This window comes from Enterobacter cloacae complex sp. 6730903, from assembly GCF_048283985.1.
Lineage (GTDB): Bacteria > Pseudomonadota > Gammaproteobacteria > Enterobacterales > Enterobacteriaceae > Enterobacter > Enterobacter hormaechei_C.
Genome location: NZ_JBLVXX010000070.1, coordinates 1 through 13680, shown reverse-complemented (window position 1 = coordinate 13680; position 13680 = coordinate 1). Strand labels below are relative to the sequence as shown.

Sequence of the window (13680 nt, the reverse complement as noted above, 5' to 3'; positions counted from 1 at the left end):
AAATATATGGATGATTTAACCCTGCGTTACTACGACGCTGAAATGCGCTACCTGCTGGAAGCCGGCGAAGAATTTGCCCGCGCTCACCCGGAGCAGGCAGCAATGCTCAATCTCGATAAAGCGGGCGCGCGCGACCCATACGTGGAGCGCCTATTCGAGGGCTTTGCCTTCCTGATGGGCCGCCTGCGTGAGAAGCTTGATGACGACCTGCCTGAATTGACTGAAGGGCTGGTCAGTCTGCTGTGGCCGCATTACCTGCGCACTATTCCCTCGATGTCGGTGGTGGAGTTCACTCCTGTCTGGCGTGAGATGAAAGAACCGATGCGTATTGCCAGAGGTTTCGAGGTCAATTCGCGGCCGATCGGTGAAAAAGGCACGCGTTGTCGCTACACCACAACTAAAGAGATAACCCTTCAGCCACTGGCGCTGGAGCATGCCCGCCTGTCGACTGATCCTGATGGGCGCTCTGTCATCAGCCTGCGCTTCAGTTGTAGCCATCTCGCTGACTGGAGCCGTGTCGATCTCAGCCAGATCCCGTTCTACTTCAACGCTGACGCACCGCTGGCCTGCGCCATGCATGAAGCCTTTACCATGAATACTGCGCGCCTGTGGCTACGCATGCCGGGTGACACGGACAGAAGGCCGATGGACGGGTATTTCACCGCACTGGGGTTTGGTGATGATGACAGGCTGTGGCCGAAGGGGGACAGTAGTTTCAGCGGTTACCAGTTGCTGCTGGAGTACTTCACCTTTCGCGAGAAATTCATGTTTACGGGGCTGCGCGGGCTGGAGAGCGTGGTCTTTCCGGCTGAGATCCCGTGGTTTGAAATCGACGTGGTGCTGGCGGAACGCTGGGAGCATGACTTCAGCTTTACCGAAAAGCACCTGCGCCTGAATTGTGTGCCGGTCATTAACCTGTTCCCGCTGGAATCCGATCCGCTGACGCTCAATTCTCTGCAAACCGAATACATGCTGCGCCCGATGCGCGTGCAGGATGGCCATACCGAGATCTATACCGTGGATTCGGTGATGTCATCGAGCCAGCATACCTACGTGCCGTTTTCGAGCTTCCGTCATAAGGGAGGAATGATGCGTCATGAAGCACCAGAATATTACTACCACACCCGTGTGCGCCGCGGTCCGTCCGGTCTGCATAACACCTGGCTCATCCTTGGCGGCGAAGCATTTGATAATCATACCGTCCCGGAAGACGAAAGCCTGTCGCTGACGCTAACTGGCACCAATGGTCAACTGCCACGACGTGCGCTGCAAAGCACCGTGCTTGATACGGTGATGAAAACCACTTCGGTCAGCATTGCCGTGCGCAACCTGTTTGCGCCGACGCTGCCTTGTTACCCACCGGCGCAGGACCGTTTCCACTGGCGCGTACTGAGTCACCTTGGCAGCGGATTTCTGTCGATGATGGATAATGCCGACGTGCTGCGCGGTACCCTGGCGCTGTATGAATGGACCGACAGCGAGATGAACCGTCGCCGCCTGGAAGCCATTCTCGAGGTAAAACACAGTGAAACGGAGCGCTTTGAACAGGGCTACCTGGTCCGTGGCGTGCAGATTGAAGTCACGCTGGACAGCAATGGCTTTGCCGGACGCGGCGACATCTGCTTATTTGGCGAGATGATGAGCCGATTCTTTGCGCTATACACTGACATCTATTTGTTTAACCGCCTGATTATCATTCTGCAACCGACCGGAGAACGCCTGGAATGGGAAGAGAAGCACAACCGCCGCATTCCCGGCTGAGCCCACGGCTGGAAGCCGACCTGCATCGTATTAACTTTTACCGTTTATGCTAGTTGCTGGAGAAGCGTAACCCGGGCAGGCCGTTGATGGGCTCGACCAGTCACCCGGGCGATGACCCGGTACGCTTTGCCCCGCATCCGGGCATGGGATTTCCGGCCAGTGAGCTGAAAGCCGTGGAGTATGATGAGGATGATGACAGCCGGCCACCACTTATCCGCACGACCTTTATGGGAATGTACGGTGTCGACTCACCCCTGCCGATGGCGTATCTCGATGACATCGCTCAGCGTCGGGAAGGGCATGACGCACTACAGGGTTTTCTGGATATTTTCAGCCATCGCATTCTGACGCAGTTTTACCGTATCTGGCGTAAATACTCTTATCCGGCCACCTTTGAACCCGGTGGTACGGACAGCATCTCGCAGTCACTGCTGGGCCTGGTGGGATTGGGTATTCCCGGCACAGCAGACCACATCGCCACACCGGTATCCCGTTTTCTGGCTCTGCTGGGTGTTCTACAGCAACCGGGCAAAACTCAGGAGGGAATGCAGGCGCTGGTGACGTTGCTGGCCCCGGATACCACCGTGAAGGTCAGTCCATACTGCCTGCGGCCGGTGGAAATGGGTCAGCCGCTGGGCTTTTACGGTGATGACGATTTTCTGCTGGACGGCAACACGCCACTGGGTGACGAAGCGATGGATGCGGGTAGCCAACTGCTGGTTGCGCTTACAACGGATAATGAACAGGAGGCACAGGGCTGGAAGCCGGACGGTCTGCTGTATCAGGACTTTCTGGTGATGCTTCGTGTCTGGCTCGGCTGGCGTTTTAAAGCAAAGATCACCCTGACCACACGGACCCGACTGCTGGCCGTTCCGCCGCTTGGCGAAGGCCCTTTCTGGCTCGGGATGAACGGCGTGCTGGGTGCTGATGAGGGGGAACTTAAAGACGATATCCCACCGACCTTTACGACGGAACTGGGCTATTACACTGGCCTGAAGCCAGCAATACCACAACAAGGAAACCGACGTGTTACGTACAAGTTTGATTAAATCCGCAGGCTGGTTGCCTGCGCTGCTGGCGTTCAGCCTGACGGGGTGCGGGATGACGCAGGGTATCACCGATGGCACCAAATCGGCATTTAACGCCGTGTTCTACAAAAAAATTAAGATGCTGCACCTGTATTTCACGGCGCGTGAAGCGCTAAACACCGATTCCCGCGAAAGTAACTCACTCTCCGAGCCGATGGTAGTCCGTGTCTATCAACTGAAAGACCGTAAAATCTTCGATAAAACGGTTTACCAGCAACTACTGAACGATGGCGAAACTATTCTGAAAACCGACCTGATGGCGACCCGCGATGTGGTCGTAAAACCGGGCGGTGATACAAATCTTGATATGCCAATGGAAGAAGAAACGCAGTTTGTCGCGGTAGTCGGCCTGTTTCGTCACCCGGACCTGGTCAACAATACCTGGAAGCAGGTTCTAAAACGTGAAGATCTCGATCCGGATAAGCCGCGCATTCTGGAGGCCGGGAATAACCACCTGACGTTACAGCCTTTGAAGGATGACTGATGCCTAAGGGACATAATACGCCATCGCTGTATGAAATGCTGAGCGGCAATTTCTCAGGTGGCCTGAGCCTCAACCAAGTCAGCGAACAGAATCAGGTGATTTTATCAGTACTCGATAACATGCAGCGCATCCTCAACTGCCGCGCCGGTACGCTGGCTCACCTGCCGGACTACGGCCTGCCGGATATGACAAAAATCCTCCAGGGAATGCCCGGTACCGCCCATCAGCTGATTACCACACTGTCGGCCATATTGCTGAAATATGAGCCGCGCCTGAGCCGGATTAACGTGGTGATGCAGGAACAGATTCAGCCCGGTGAACTCCGCTACGCCATTGATGCGGAGCTGAAGGGGGTCGGGCTGGTGCGCTACGGCACGGAATTTATGCCCGAGGGCAGGGTATTAATCCGTCATCTGAAACAACAGCAATACCTCGATGCACGAGCCGCCATCTAGTTATTACTCAGGTTAAAACAGTTATGACAATAAATTCTGAACGCCAACTTAAAACCGGCGGGGATCCGCGCACACTTGCAGATTACGCTGCCTTGCGCGAAGAAATGAACAAGCTCACCCATCCGGCACGCCCGGATGTTAACTGGCAACACGCGGAAACGCTCTGTCTGTCACTGTTCGAGCATAACGGTGTGGAGCTACAAACGGCTGCCTGGTATACGCTCGCCCGCACGCATCTTGCCGGCCTCTACGGCATGAATGAAGGGCTGGCGGTACTGGCTGCCCTGGTCGTCCGCCAGTGGGGTAGCCTCTGGCCACAGCCTGTTCATGCGCGAGTTGAAATCCTCAGCGCACTGAGCAAACGCCTGCAACAGGTGGTGAGAACGCTGACGTTGACGTATGCCGATTTAGGGCAGCTTTATCAGGCTGAGGAGAATCTGAACGCTCTGAGTGACATGTTGCAGCGCCTCGAACTTAAGCATGCTGCTCAGCTTGATGCTCTGCGCACGATGATGCAGAACGCAGCAGTGCGTCTGGAAAACAGTGAAAATTCGGGCGTAAGTCTGCCGGGTAACGCGGTAGGGGCCGCGGAACTCCACCTCACAGAACCGACAGAGCGTTGCAAATGGGTTTATGTGGTTCAGCCCGAGTCGTTGCCGAATAAAGAGCCTCCTGTGCCCGTGAAGCAGTGGAAACCATTTGCTGCGGGTATGTTGTCCATGCTGGTGGCTGCCAGTGTTGTCGTAGTGGGATGGCAGATGATGCATGCGCCAGATTCGGCGCAAATGCAGCTGGCTGCAACTCTGACTCCTTTACCTGAAGGACTCTCTACAGCACAGTTGCAGGCGCTGCAACAAACGTCACCGCCACCTGAACCGGGGATCAGCAAGACACAGCAGTTGTTAGCGCAGCTTTTACACCTGAAACCAGACTGGGCAGTAAGCTACGGCGACCGTCTGGTGCAGCAGGCGCTGACGTTGTGGCCTGAAGAGGCCAAACCCCTGGCACAACAGTGGCACAAGCAGATTAGCGTTGCCGGACTTGCAGAGTCAGATCTGAATGGCTGGCATCAGGGAATGACGCAGTTACAGCAGTTGACGAACAGGCTAAACGCGCTGGATGAACAGAAGGGGAAGTACATGACGGTCAGCGAACTGAAATCAGCCGTGTTTGCCATGTCGCAGTCCTTCAGCCATACCGTTCCGCTTGAGGAGCAGCTTCGTCTGCTTTCCATTTTACCTGCCGGGCAACCCCTGTCAGCAGCGCAGCTAAACCAGGCCGAACAGCATCTTCAGCAGTTGATTGCCAGCTATGCCTTGCTGAAGCACCAAAAAGAATAATGAGACTGGCGAAAAACACGGAGTTGACATGTCAGCAAGAGAGCGTTTTTTTAAGAAAGTGCAGCAGAGCATCGGGGACAAACCGATCTATGTTAATACGGCTGAGGCCGAAGTCAGGGCGTTTTGTGAGCGGATGGAGGATCTTGCGCAGCAAATCATTACATGGTTTGAAGGTTCTGGTATTGAAATATTTTTATCTAAAAAACATATCACCGATTTAAGTACGGTTGGCTACAGCCTCAGTAGCGGTATATGTCGTTATGCCATTACGACGATCATTTTGCAAAATGGGGATCGCAGCGTCACCATTATGCCAGAACAGGTGATCAGGGGGCCGGAGAAGGGGTGTGTGACGATGAGTATTAATGTCCCCGATAGTCTGTCGGGGGCGAGGATATTCCATTTAAGCATGGCGCCTGATACAGGCTGGTATATTCGTCGCGGGCATCAAAGTGCAAAAGAGAATATTCTCATGACTGAGGACTGTTTTTTCCAGGCTATCGACTGTCTGGCCTGAACGTAAGTCACCCTAACGGAAGGAGCGCGCATTAACGTAGTTAATATATATTAACTACGTTAACTTATTAAGCACCACTACACACCGGCGGCCTACAGTACCCCTCCTTAAATATATAATTAACATTTTTGAAGGGGTATCAGTAACCCAACGACAAGCCAGATATTTAGCGTAAAACATGCTTTTTATCCGCCTTAAGTAAAACTGCGCAAATCAAACTGCAAAACAACAAACCAGCGACGAACGTGAGGACAAATTCGTATGGCAATGCTATAACCCTTAATGCCAACCAAAATATAATGTCCCAGGAAAACGTATGCTAAGAAATATTAGTGTCAGAACGTTCATTGTCTATTTCCTTTTATGTGTATTTTTGGTAAGTGATGGAGTTATAGCGCTATTTTCACGAAATTCTTCGCTTTTTATTGCAGTCATAATTGTACAATTCATCGCCTTATTTTTGCTTTGGGCGTACATGACAAAATATCTTGTGACGCCGATCAATACGGTGAAAAAAAGTATTGAAGAAGTGACGTCAGGCAAACTTGGCGTGTCGATACCTGAATTTGGCAACAATTGTGCGGGACGCCTGATCCCGGGGATTAATAGTCTCTCCAGCAACATTGCAACCCTGGTCCGTGAGATCCGCGCCTCCTCGCAAACCGCGATGACCCTGTCAGATCAACTCTCTTCACGCAGCGCGCAGCTTTCCGTCAAAACAGAACAGCAGTCAGCTTCGCTGGTGCAAACGGCAGCCAGCATGGAAGAGATGGCTGCAAGTACAAAAAATAATGCCGACAATACCCGTTTAGCCAGCGAGCAGGCGAATATCGCGACGTTACAGGCGCGTAAAGGCGGAGAATTAATGGGGCAGGTCGCGAACAATATGCAGTCGATTACCGACTGCGCCCAGCAAATGACAGAGATTATCTCGCTGATTGACGGTATCGCTTTTCAGACCAATATTCTGGCGCTTAACGCCGCCGTTGAAGCGGCAAGAGCGGGCGACCATGGTAAAGGGTTTTCTGTGGTCGCGGGTGAGGTGAGAAGCCTGGCGCATCGTAGCGCCGAAGCGGCAAAAAATATTAAGTCACTGATTGAAGTTACCAGCCATAACGTGACGCAGGGCGTTAACGTGGTCTCTGAAGCCGAAAAAAACATGCATGACATTGTTACCGGTTCGGGCAATGTGAGCAGACTGATGGATGAAATATCCGCCTCAACATCAGAACAGGAAAAAGGTATTTCACAAATTACGCAGGCATTGTCAGAGCTTGAACGCGTAACGCAGAGCAACGTGTCGATGGTTGAGGAACTCAATGGGTCGTCAGATGTGCTGCGCAATCAGGTGATTGAGCTCCAGACACGAACACGTAATTTCCGTCTGGAAAATGAGTTCCAGACTGATAATGCATTAAAAAGCCGCGAATGGGCGGTGAATTCCTGAACGTATTCAGGACGATGCCTCACATAATTATTGCTTAACCCTCGGCGAAAGCTAGACTGACACCGAAAGAGATAAAACGGTGGAGGCGCTGTGGAGAGCATTAAAGGGTCTGAGGTTAACGTACCTGACGCAGTTTTTGCATGGGTGTTTGATGGACAAGGCGGCGCAAGGCCGCTTGAAGATCAGGATCACATCGACAGCGAACATCCATGCTGGCTGCACCTCAACTACACGCACCCGGACAGCGCCGAGTGGCTCGCGTCCACGCCGCTATTGCCCAACAACGTTCGGGATGCGCTGGCGGGAGAAAGTCTCAGACCCCGCGTCAGCCGGATGGGTGAGGGGACGTTAATTACGCTGCGTTGTATAAACGGCAGTACGGATGAGCGTCCGGATCAGTTGGTGGCAATGCGTGTTTATATGGATGAACGGCTGATTGTTTCCACCCGCCAGAGAAAAGTGCTGGCGCTGGATGACGTCATTAACGATCTGAAAGAGGGCACGGGGCCTACGGATTGCGGCAGCTGGCTGGTGGATGTGTGTGATGCGCTGACCGATCATGCCAGCGAGTTTATAGAAGAACTTCACGATAAAATCATCGATCTGGAAGATAACCTGCTCGATCAGCAAATCCCCCCACGTGGTTTTCTGGCGCTGCTGCGTAAGCAGCTCATCGTGATGCGCCGCTATATGACCCCTCAGCGCGACGTTTATGCGCGGCTGGCCAGCGAACGTATGAGCTGGATGAACGACGATCAGCGCCGCAGAATGCAGGATATCGCTGACCGGCTCGGACGTGGACTGGACGAGATTGACTCATGTATTGCCAGAACGGCAGTCATGGCGGATGAGATAGCCCAGGTGATGCAGGAGTCGTTAGCCAGGAGAACGTACACCATGTCGCTGATGGCGATGGTCTTTTTACCGAGTACCTTCCTGACGGGGTTGTTTGGCGTAAACCTCGGAGGGATCCCCGGCGGTGAATATCACTATGGCTTCACCACGTTTTGCGTCATGTTAGTGGTTTTGATTGGGGGTGTTGCATGGTGGTTGCATCGTAGTAAATGGCTGTAAATTTACGCTTTTCTGAGGCAGAGTCGGCTTCAAAACGACATTTTAATTGAGCGAAGTCAATAAACTCCGACCATGTTAGGTGCAATATTACTCCCGCAGGTGAATGCAACGTCAAGCGATGGGCGTTGCGCTCCATATTGTCTTACTTCCTTTTTTTGAATTACTGCATAGCACAATTGATTCGTACGACGCCGACTTCATAGTCGGCTTTTTTTTGCCTCCTGTTTATCTGCGTCTACCCTTTATAGGGGTCAGCACCCTAATCTGGAGGAAAAGATGAGTATGCTACTTGACCTGCAACGCCTGAACACCTGGCAGTCCGATCCGGTGCCTACCGATCCGACGCCAATACCCGATCCTGTCCCACGTCCGCAGCCGATGCCGGATCCGCCGCCGGATGAAGAACCGATTAAATTGTCGCATCGTTAGCGCAGATCTGCGAGGATACGCGCCATCTGACTGCAATCATTACCACGAGAGTATATTGTGACCGCTTTTTCCACGCTGAACGTTCTGCCTGAAGCCCAACTGACTAACCTGAATGAGTTGGGCTACCTCACTATGACCCCTGTCCAGGCCGCCGCGCTGCCGGCTATCCTTGAAGGCCGTGACGTGCGCGTGCAGGCGAAAACCGGCAGTGGAAAAACGGCTGCATTCGGGCTAGGCCTGTTACAACACATTGATGCAACCCTGTTTCAGACCCAGTCCCTGATACTCTGCCCGACGCGCGAGCTGGCCGACCAGGTCGCGGGTGAGCTGCGTCGTCTGGCGCGTTTTTTGCCTAACACTAAAATTTTAACGCTCTGCGGCGGGCAACCGTTCGGCGCGCAGCGCGATTCCCTTCAGCACGCGCCGCATATCATTGTGGCAACGCCGGGCCGTCTGCTCGATCACCTGCAAAAAGGCACCGTTTCACTCGATGCACTGCAAACGCTGGTGATGGATGAAGCTGACCGCATGCTGGATATGGGCTTCAGCGATGCGATTGACGAAGTGATCCGCTTTGCCCCAGCCACACGCCAGACGCTGCTCTTTTCTGCCACCTGGCCTGAGGCGATTGCGGCGATCAGCGGACGCGTGCAGAAGAACCCGCTGACCATTGAAATCGATGCTGTCGATGCGTTACCGGCGATTGAGCAGCAGTTCTTCGAGACATCGCAGCAGGGCAAAATTCCACTGCTACAAAAATTGCTGAGCCAACACCAGCCAGCGTCCTGCGTGGTGTTCTGTAATACCAAAAAAGACTGTCAGGCGGTGTGCGATGCCCTGAATGATGCAGGACAGAGCGCATTATCGCTGCATGGCGATCTGGAACAGCGCGATCGCGATCAGACGCTGGTGCGTTTCGCTAACGGCAGCGCTCGCGTGCTGGTTGCAACGGATGTGGCGGCCCGTGGCCTGGATATTAAATCGCTTGAGCTGGTGGTGAATTTTGAGCTGGCATGGGATCCGGAAGTGCATGTCCACCGCATCGGGCGTACCGCACGTGCGGGTAACAGTGGTCTCGCCATCAGCTTCTGCGCACCTGAAGAGGCCCAGCGCGCCAATATTCTTGCGGAAATGCTGCAACTGAAACTCAACTGGGTGAATGCCCCAGGTAATATCAGCATCGCTCCGCTGGCGGCGGAAATGGCCACCCTGTGCATCGACGGCGGTAAAAAGGCCAAAATGCGTCCCGGTGACGTTCTGGGGGCGTTAACTGGGGATATCGGTCTCGACGGGGCAGATATTGGCAAGATCACTGTCCATCCTGCGCATGTCTACGTAGCGGTTCGCCAGTCAGTTGCGCAGAAGGCCTGGAAACAGTTGCAGGGCGGGAAGATTAAAGGGAAGACCTGCCGCGTTCGACTGCTGAAATAAGCTTAAAACGCGTCTCAGAAACGATATCTGAGACGCTGCCAGGTTACTTGACTTCTACCACGTTCAGGCGCAGTTCATCGAATTGCGCATCCTCTTCCTCTGGCTGCCAGCCAGCAGGCTGCATCGGGATCTCTTCGCGATCAAACGCCAGATCCCCGCCATTCACCACCTCTGAACCGTGGTTAATCCCTTTGAAATCGAACAGTTCAACGTCGGCGAGGTGCGAAGGCACCACGTTCTGCATGGCGCTGAACATGGTTTCGATGCGGCCCGGATAGCGTTTATCCCAGTCACGCAGCATGTCGCCAATGACCTGACGTTGCAGGTTCGGCTGTGAGCCGCACAGATTGCACGGAATGATAGGGAAGGCTTTAGCCTGAGAGAAACGCTCAATGTCTTTCTCGCGGCAGTAGGCGAGTGGGCGGATCACGATGTGTTTGCCGTCGTCGCTCATCAGCTTCGGTGGCATTCCCTTCATTTTGCCGCCGTAGAACATATTCAGAAACAGCGTTTGCAGAATGTCGTCCCGGTGATGACCAAGCGCAATCTTGGTGGCCCCCAGTTCGGTTGCGGTGCGGTACAGAATGCCGCGACGCAAACGTGAGCAGAGCGAACAGGTCGTTTTGCCCTCAGGGATCTTCTCTTTAACAATGCCGTAGGTATTCTCTTCTACGATTTTGTACTCAACGCCCAGGTTCTTGAGGTACTCCGGCAGGATATGCTCCGGGAAGCCCGGCTGTTTCTGATCGAGGTTAACCGCGACCAGGGAAAAGTTCACCGGTGCGCTTTGCTGTAGATTGCGCAGGATCTCCAGCATGGTGTAGCTGTCTTTACCGCCCGACAGGCAGACCATGATGCGATCGCCTTCTTCAATCATGTTGAAGTCTGCAATGGCTTCGCCCACGTTACGGCGCAGTCGCTTTTGCAGTTTATTCAGGTTGTACTGTTCTTTCTTGTTAATCTCTTGATTTTGTTGCATCTATTCGTTACTCAGATCTCAAATGGGGCACAGGGTGAGGAAAACGATTTCAAAGCGTCAGCTTCGTGTTCATCTCTTCTATCCATGTAGCATAGATTTCATACACCATCTGCGCATTTACGTGCCCCATCTGGTTAGCGATAAAAGACGGGTTTGCGGCTACCGGTAAAAACCAGTATGCGAAAGTGTGTCGTGTATGGTACGGATTGCAGCGCCGAATGCCAGCACGATTTACAAATGAGCCCCACAGGAGAAGTTTGGTTAAGACTGAAGGGTTGTCTACACTTACAGCTTACGCAGTAAAAACGGAGGTGAAAATGACTGACCGTCCCGTTCATGGTGACCATCCTGATTATAATCCCAGCCCGGATAACCCGGAAAAGGATGGAAGAAAACCGAAAGATGATCCTGGCTCAGCGCCTGAATCAGGCGATAAAGATCCAGAGTAATGACCAGCCGCCTTTACGAAGGCGGTTTTAACACCCATTACGGCCTCTCTACGCGCACCGCTGTTCACGTTATCCTCATTAACGTTGTCTGATAACCGCTCAGAATCCCTCCTGTTTTGCCTGGCGAACAGCTGAGATAAAGCACGGATCTCATTCCCGCGTACCAGCGCGTTTTACAGTTCTCCTGCTACGCTTTTGAGGGGGACAAGGGAGCGCTTCTATGAAAAATAAAGACGAACAGACAGGATTAGTTGGGCTGGCGATTGGTGCCGCCGTTATTGGGCTGGTTTCATCCCAGAAGATCATCAACCGTGAAAGTATTGTCGATGAGCTGGTAAGGCTCGGCAGGCAGAAGGGGGATGGTGTTGAAGATGAGGTCTTTTTAAAAGCGGCTGAGTTAGTGAGAAAAGGGGTATAAGTGATGGCTGACATTCGTCATGCACAGTGTCATTGTGGGGCGGTGAAATTTACGGTTGAGCTGACGGACGGCCTGAATACCGCGCGTCGATGTAGCTGCTCGTTTTGCAGGATGCGTGGGGCGGTCGTGGTTTCCGCACCTTTGACGGGCATTAAGGTGACGCAGGGCGCGGACACGCTCACAGAGTACCGTTTCAACACCGGCACGGCGCGCCATTTCTTCTGTTCGATTTGCGGTATTTACACGTTCCATCAACGACGTTCCAATCCCAATGAATATGGTGTGAATGTCGCTTGTCTGGAAAATGTCACGCCATTTGACTTCCCGGAAGTGGTGGTAATGGATGGAGTTAATCACCCTATGGATGGCGACAGCGGGGTATTTGGTTATCTCTCTTTCCGCAAAGAACAGGCGAAACAGCGGTAAAATTAGCCCGCAGATCGCTGCGGGCTAATGGGATTAGAACTGGTAAACCAGACCTAACGCTACGATGTCATCCGTACCGATGCCATTGTTTTTGTAGAATGAATCATCTTCATCCAGCAGGTTGATTTTATAATCAACATAGGTGGACATATTTTTGTTGAAATAATAGGTAGCACCGACGTCAGCATATTTCACCAGGTCTTTATCGTCCTGGCCATTGCCCAGGTCTTTACCTTTAGACTGTAAATAGGAAATAGCCGGACGCAGACCGAAATCGAACTGATATTGTGCGGTCACTTCGAAGTTTTGGGTTTTGTTTGCAATACCGCCGCCATCTTGGCTATCGGTTGAACCATAAGGGGTCATATTGCGGGTTTCGGAATACATTGCCGCCAGGTAAATATTGTTAGCGTCATATTTCAGGCCAGCAGTCCATGCATCCGCCTTATCGCCACCTGCATACTGAGATGCTGCGCCAGTGCCAGCACTAACCTGATCGTTGGTACGGTCAGATGACGCATATGCCGCGCCTGCGCTGAAGCCCATGCCGAAGTCATAGGTGGTGGAGATACCGAAGCCATCACCGTTTTGATTACGAATGTTGTTATCTGAACGGTTATTAGTGCCTTCCTGAGAGCAGCCATACTCGTCACAGTTGCTGCCTTCATTATTACCCTGATACTGCACCGCGAAGTTCAGACCCTGCACCAGACCAAAGAAGTCGGTGTTACGGTAGGTCGCCACGCCGTTTGCACGACCAGTCATAAAGTTATCGGCATTAGTATAAGAGTCGCCACCAAATTCTGGCAGCATATCGGTCCAGCCTTCCACGTCGTACAGGACGCCATAGTTACGGCCGTAATCGAAGGAGCCGTAGTCGCCTACCTTCACACCCGCGAAGGCCAGACGCGTCCAGGACTGATTGTCAGACCCTTCGGTGTTGTTTGCCTGAATGTTGTATTCCCACTGCGCGTAACCGGTCATCATGTCGTTGATTTGGGTTTCACCTTTAAAACCCAGACGCATATAGGTTTGATCGCCATCTTTAGAGGCGTCGTCAGAGAAATAATGCAGACCATCTACTTTGCCATACAGATCCAGTTTATTGCCGTCTTTATTATAAATTTCAGCTGCGTGAGCGGCGCCAGCCATTAACAAAGCGGGGATCATCAGTGCCAGTACTTTTCTTTGCATTTTGATTATTCCTTTGCAGTTATTTTTTTATTACTTCGTGAACTTTCCGGGCTGGAAAGCTGTCCCATGCTAAATCACTCTGGCGGCGGATGAATAAAATATAATTGTTACGGGTTAAGTAAAATCTAAACTAAATGATGCGGTTGAAATAACGATAGATGTCATGAATGAATTATTGTAATTAATAC

Annotated in this window: 15 protein-coding genes and 1 pseudogene; 13 read left to right on the top strand and 3 right to left on the bottom strand. The window is 52.5% G+C overall.

The window, feature by feature from the left end:
- The first annotated feature begins 6 nt into the window (after nucleotides 1-6).
- From tssF to dbpA, 10 genes are all read left to right on the top strand, one after another.
- On the top strand, nucleotides 7-1761 hold the full coding sequence (gene tssF / locus ACNQ0W_RS23650) for a type VI secretion system baseplate subunit TssF (RefSeq protein ID WP_062932973.1): 1755 nt from the start codon (nucleotides 7-9) through the stop codon (nucleotides 1759-1761).
- A 53-nt stretch (nucleotides 1762-1814) separates the two neighbouring features.
- A complete protein-coding gene (gene tssG / locus ACNQ0W_RS23645; protein ID WP_417933263.1) occupies nucleotides 1815-2810 on the top strand; it encodes a type VI secretion system baseplate subunit TssG in 996 nt (331 codons plus the stop codon).
- Nucleotides 2788-3333 (top strand): type VI secretion system lipoprotein TssJ, encoded by a 546-nt coding sequence (gene tssJ / locus ACNQ0W_RS23640; protein ID WP_417933262.1) that lies wholly within the window; start codon nucleotides 2788-2790, stop codon nucleotides 3331-3333. The genes tssG and tssJ overlap by 23 nt, the downstream gene beginning before the upstream one ends.
- On the top strand, nucleotides 3333-3788 hold the full coding sequence (tssE, locus tag ACNQ0W_RS23635) for a type VI secretion system baseplate subunit TssE (RefSeq protein ID WP_015570427.1): 456 nt from the start codon (nucleotides 3333-3335) through the stop codon (nucleotides 3786-3788). Before tssJ ends, tssE begins: the two co-directional genes overlap by 1 nt.
- Before the next feature lie 23 nt (nucleotides 3789-3811).
- Nucleotides 3812-5128 (top strand): VasL domain-containing protein, encoded by a 1317-nt coding sequence (locus tag ACNQ0W_RS23630; protein ID WP_062932975.1) that lies wholly within the window; start codon nucleotides 3812-3814, stop codon nucleotides 5126-5128.
- Between the two features lie 28 nt (nucleotides 5129-5156).
- Complete coding sequence (locus ACNQ0W_RS23625; RefSeq protein WP_032103614.1) at nucleotides 5157-5645, top strand: hypothetical protein; 489 nt, start codon at nucleotides 5157-5159, stop codon at nucleotides 5643-5645.
- 316 nt (nucleotides 5646-5961) lie between these two features.
- Nucleotides 5962-7092, top strand: a complete 1131-nt coding sequence (locus ACNQ0W_RS23620; RefSeq protein ID WP_023303809.1) for a methyl-accepting chemotaxis protein — start codon at nucleotides 5962-5964, stop codon at nucleotides 7090-7092.
- A gap of 90 nt (nucleotides 7093-7182) precedes the next feature.
- A complete protein-coding gene (zntB, locus tag ACNQ0W_RS23615) occupies nucleotides 7183-8166 on the top strand; it encodes a zinc transporter ZntB (RefSeq protein ID WP_017382256.1) in 984 nt (327 codons plus the stop codon).
- Between the two features lie 282 nt (nucleotides 8167-8448).
- A complete protein-coding gene (locus ACNQ0W_RS23610) occupies nucleotides 8449-8595 on the top strand; it encodes a hypothetical protein (protein WP_371306719.1) in 147 nt (48 codons plus the stop codon).
- A gap of 57 nt (nucleotides 8596-8652) precedes the next feature.
- On the top strand, nucleotides 8653-10026 hold the full coding sequence (gene dbpA / locus ACNQ0W_RS23605) for an ATP-dependent RNA helicase DbpA (RefSeq protein ID WP_062932976.1): 1374 nt from the start codon (nucleotides 8653-8655) through the stop codon (nucleotides 10024-10026).
- A 43-nt stretch (nucleotides 10027-10069) separates the two neighbouring features.
- On the opposite strand, the gene ttcA is transcribed toward dbpA, so the two are convergent.
- Both ttcA and ACNQ0W_RS23595 read right to left on the bottom strand, forming a co-directional pair.
- On the bottom strand, nucleotides 10070-11005 hold the full coding sequence (gene ttcA, locus ACNQ0W_RS23600) for a tRNA 2-thiocytidine(32) synthetase TtcA (RefSeq protein ID WP_116329825.1): 936 nt from the start codon (nucleotides 11003-11005) through the stop codon (nucleotides 10070-10072).
- A gap of 49 nt (nucleotides 11006-11054) precedes the next feature.
- A pseudogene (locus ACNQ0W_RS23595) lies at nucleotides 11055-11252 on the bottom strand (tyrosine-type recombinase/integrase); the annotation flags it as partial.
- 70 nt (nucleotides 11253-11322) lie between these two features.
- On the opposite strand from ACNQ0W_RS23595, the gene ACNQ0W_RS23590 reads away from it, so the two are divergent.
- The 3 genes from ACNQ0W_RS23590 to ACNQ0W_RS23580 all read left to right on the top strand — a co-directional run bounded on the left by ACNQ0W_RS23590 (nucleotide 11323) and on the right by ACNQ0W_RS23580 (nucleotide 12298).
- On the top strand, nucleotides 11323-11454 hold the full coding sequence (locus ACNQ0W_RS23590) for a hypothetical protein (RefSeq protein ID WP_255301129.1): 132 nt from the start codon (nucleotides 11323-11325) through the stop codon (nucleotides 11452-11454).
- Between the two features lie 220 nt (nucleotides 11455-11674).
- Entirely contained in the window at nucleotides 11675-11872 is a 198-nt protein-coding gene (locus ACNQ0W_RS23585) for a hypothetical protein (protein ID WP_003856931.1), read from the top strand.
- Between the two features lie 3 nt (nucleotides 11873-11875).
- The gene (locus tag ACNQ0W_RS23580; RefSeq protein ID WP_032648425.1) at nucleotides 11876-12298 is read left to right on the top strand and encodes a GFA family protein; all 423 of its coding nucleotides are present in this window, start codon (nucleotides 11876-11878) and stop codon (nucleotides 12296-12298) included.
- Nucleotides 12299-12331: 33 nt separating this feature from the next.
- On the opposite strand, the gene ompC is transcribed toward ACNQ0W_RS23580, so the two are convergent.
- Nucleotides 12332-13492, bottom strand: a complete 1161-nt coding sequence (gene ompC, locus ACNQ0W_RS23575) for a porin OmpC (RefSeq protein WP_062932978.1) — start codon at nucleotides 13490-13492, stop codon at nucleotides 12332-12334.
- Nucleotides 13493-13680: the final 188 nt, after the last annotated feature.

Bases quoted from the DNA above. Each gene is read 5' to 3' on its own strand.
- tssF (WP_062932973.1), top strand. From the start codon at position 7: ATGGATGATTTAACCCTGCGTTACTACGACGCTGAAATGCGCTACCTG.
- tssE (WP_015570427.1), top strand. From the start codon at position 3,333: ATGCCTAAGGGACATAATACGCCATCGCTGTATGAAATGCTGAGCGGC.
- ACNQ0W_RS23630 (WP_062932975.1), top strand. From the start codon at position 3,812: ATGACAATAAATTCTGAACGCCAACTTAAAACCGGCGGGGATCCGCGC.
- ACNQ0W_RS23625 (WP_032103614.1), top strand. From the start codon at position 5,157: ATGTCAGCAAGAGAGCGTTTTTTTAAGAAAGTGCAGCAGAGCATCGGG.
- ACNQ0W_RS23620 (WP_023303809.1), top strand. From the start codon at position 5,962: ATGCTAAGAAATATTAGTGTCAGAACGTTCATTGTCTATTTCCTTTTA.
- ACNQ0W_RS23610 (WP_371306719.1), top strand. From the start codon at position 8,449: ATGCTACTTGACCTGCAACGCCTGAACACCTGGCAGTCCGATCCGGTG.
- ttcA (WP_116329825.1), bottom strand. From the start codon at position 11,005: ATGCAACAAAATCAAGAGATTAACAAGAAAGAACAGTACAACCTGAAT.
- ACNQ0W_RS23590 (WP_255301129.1), top strand. From the start codon at position 11,323: ATGACTGACCGTCCCGTTCATGGTGACCATCCTGATTATAATCCCAGC.
- ACNQ0W_RS23585 (WP_003856931.1), top strand. From the start codon at position 11,675: ATGAAAAATAAAGACGAACAGACAGGATTAGTTGGGCTGGCGATTGGT.
- ACNQ0W_RS23580 (WP_032648425.1), top strand. From the start codon at position 11,876: ATGGCTGACATTCGTCATGCACAGTGTCATTGTGGGGCGGTGAAATTT.
- ompC (WP_062932978.1), bottom strand. From the start codon at position 13,492: ATGCAAAGAAAAGTACTGGCACTGATGATCCCCGCTTTGTTAATGGCT.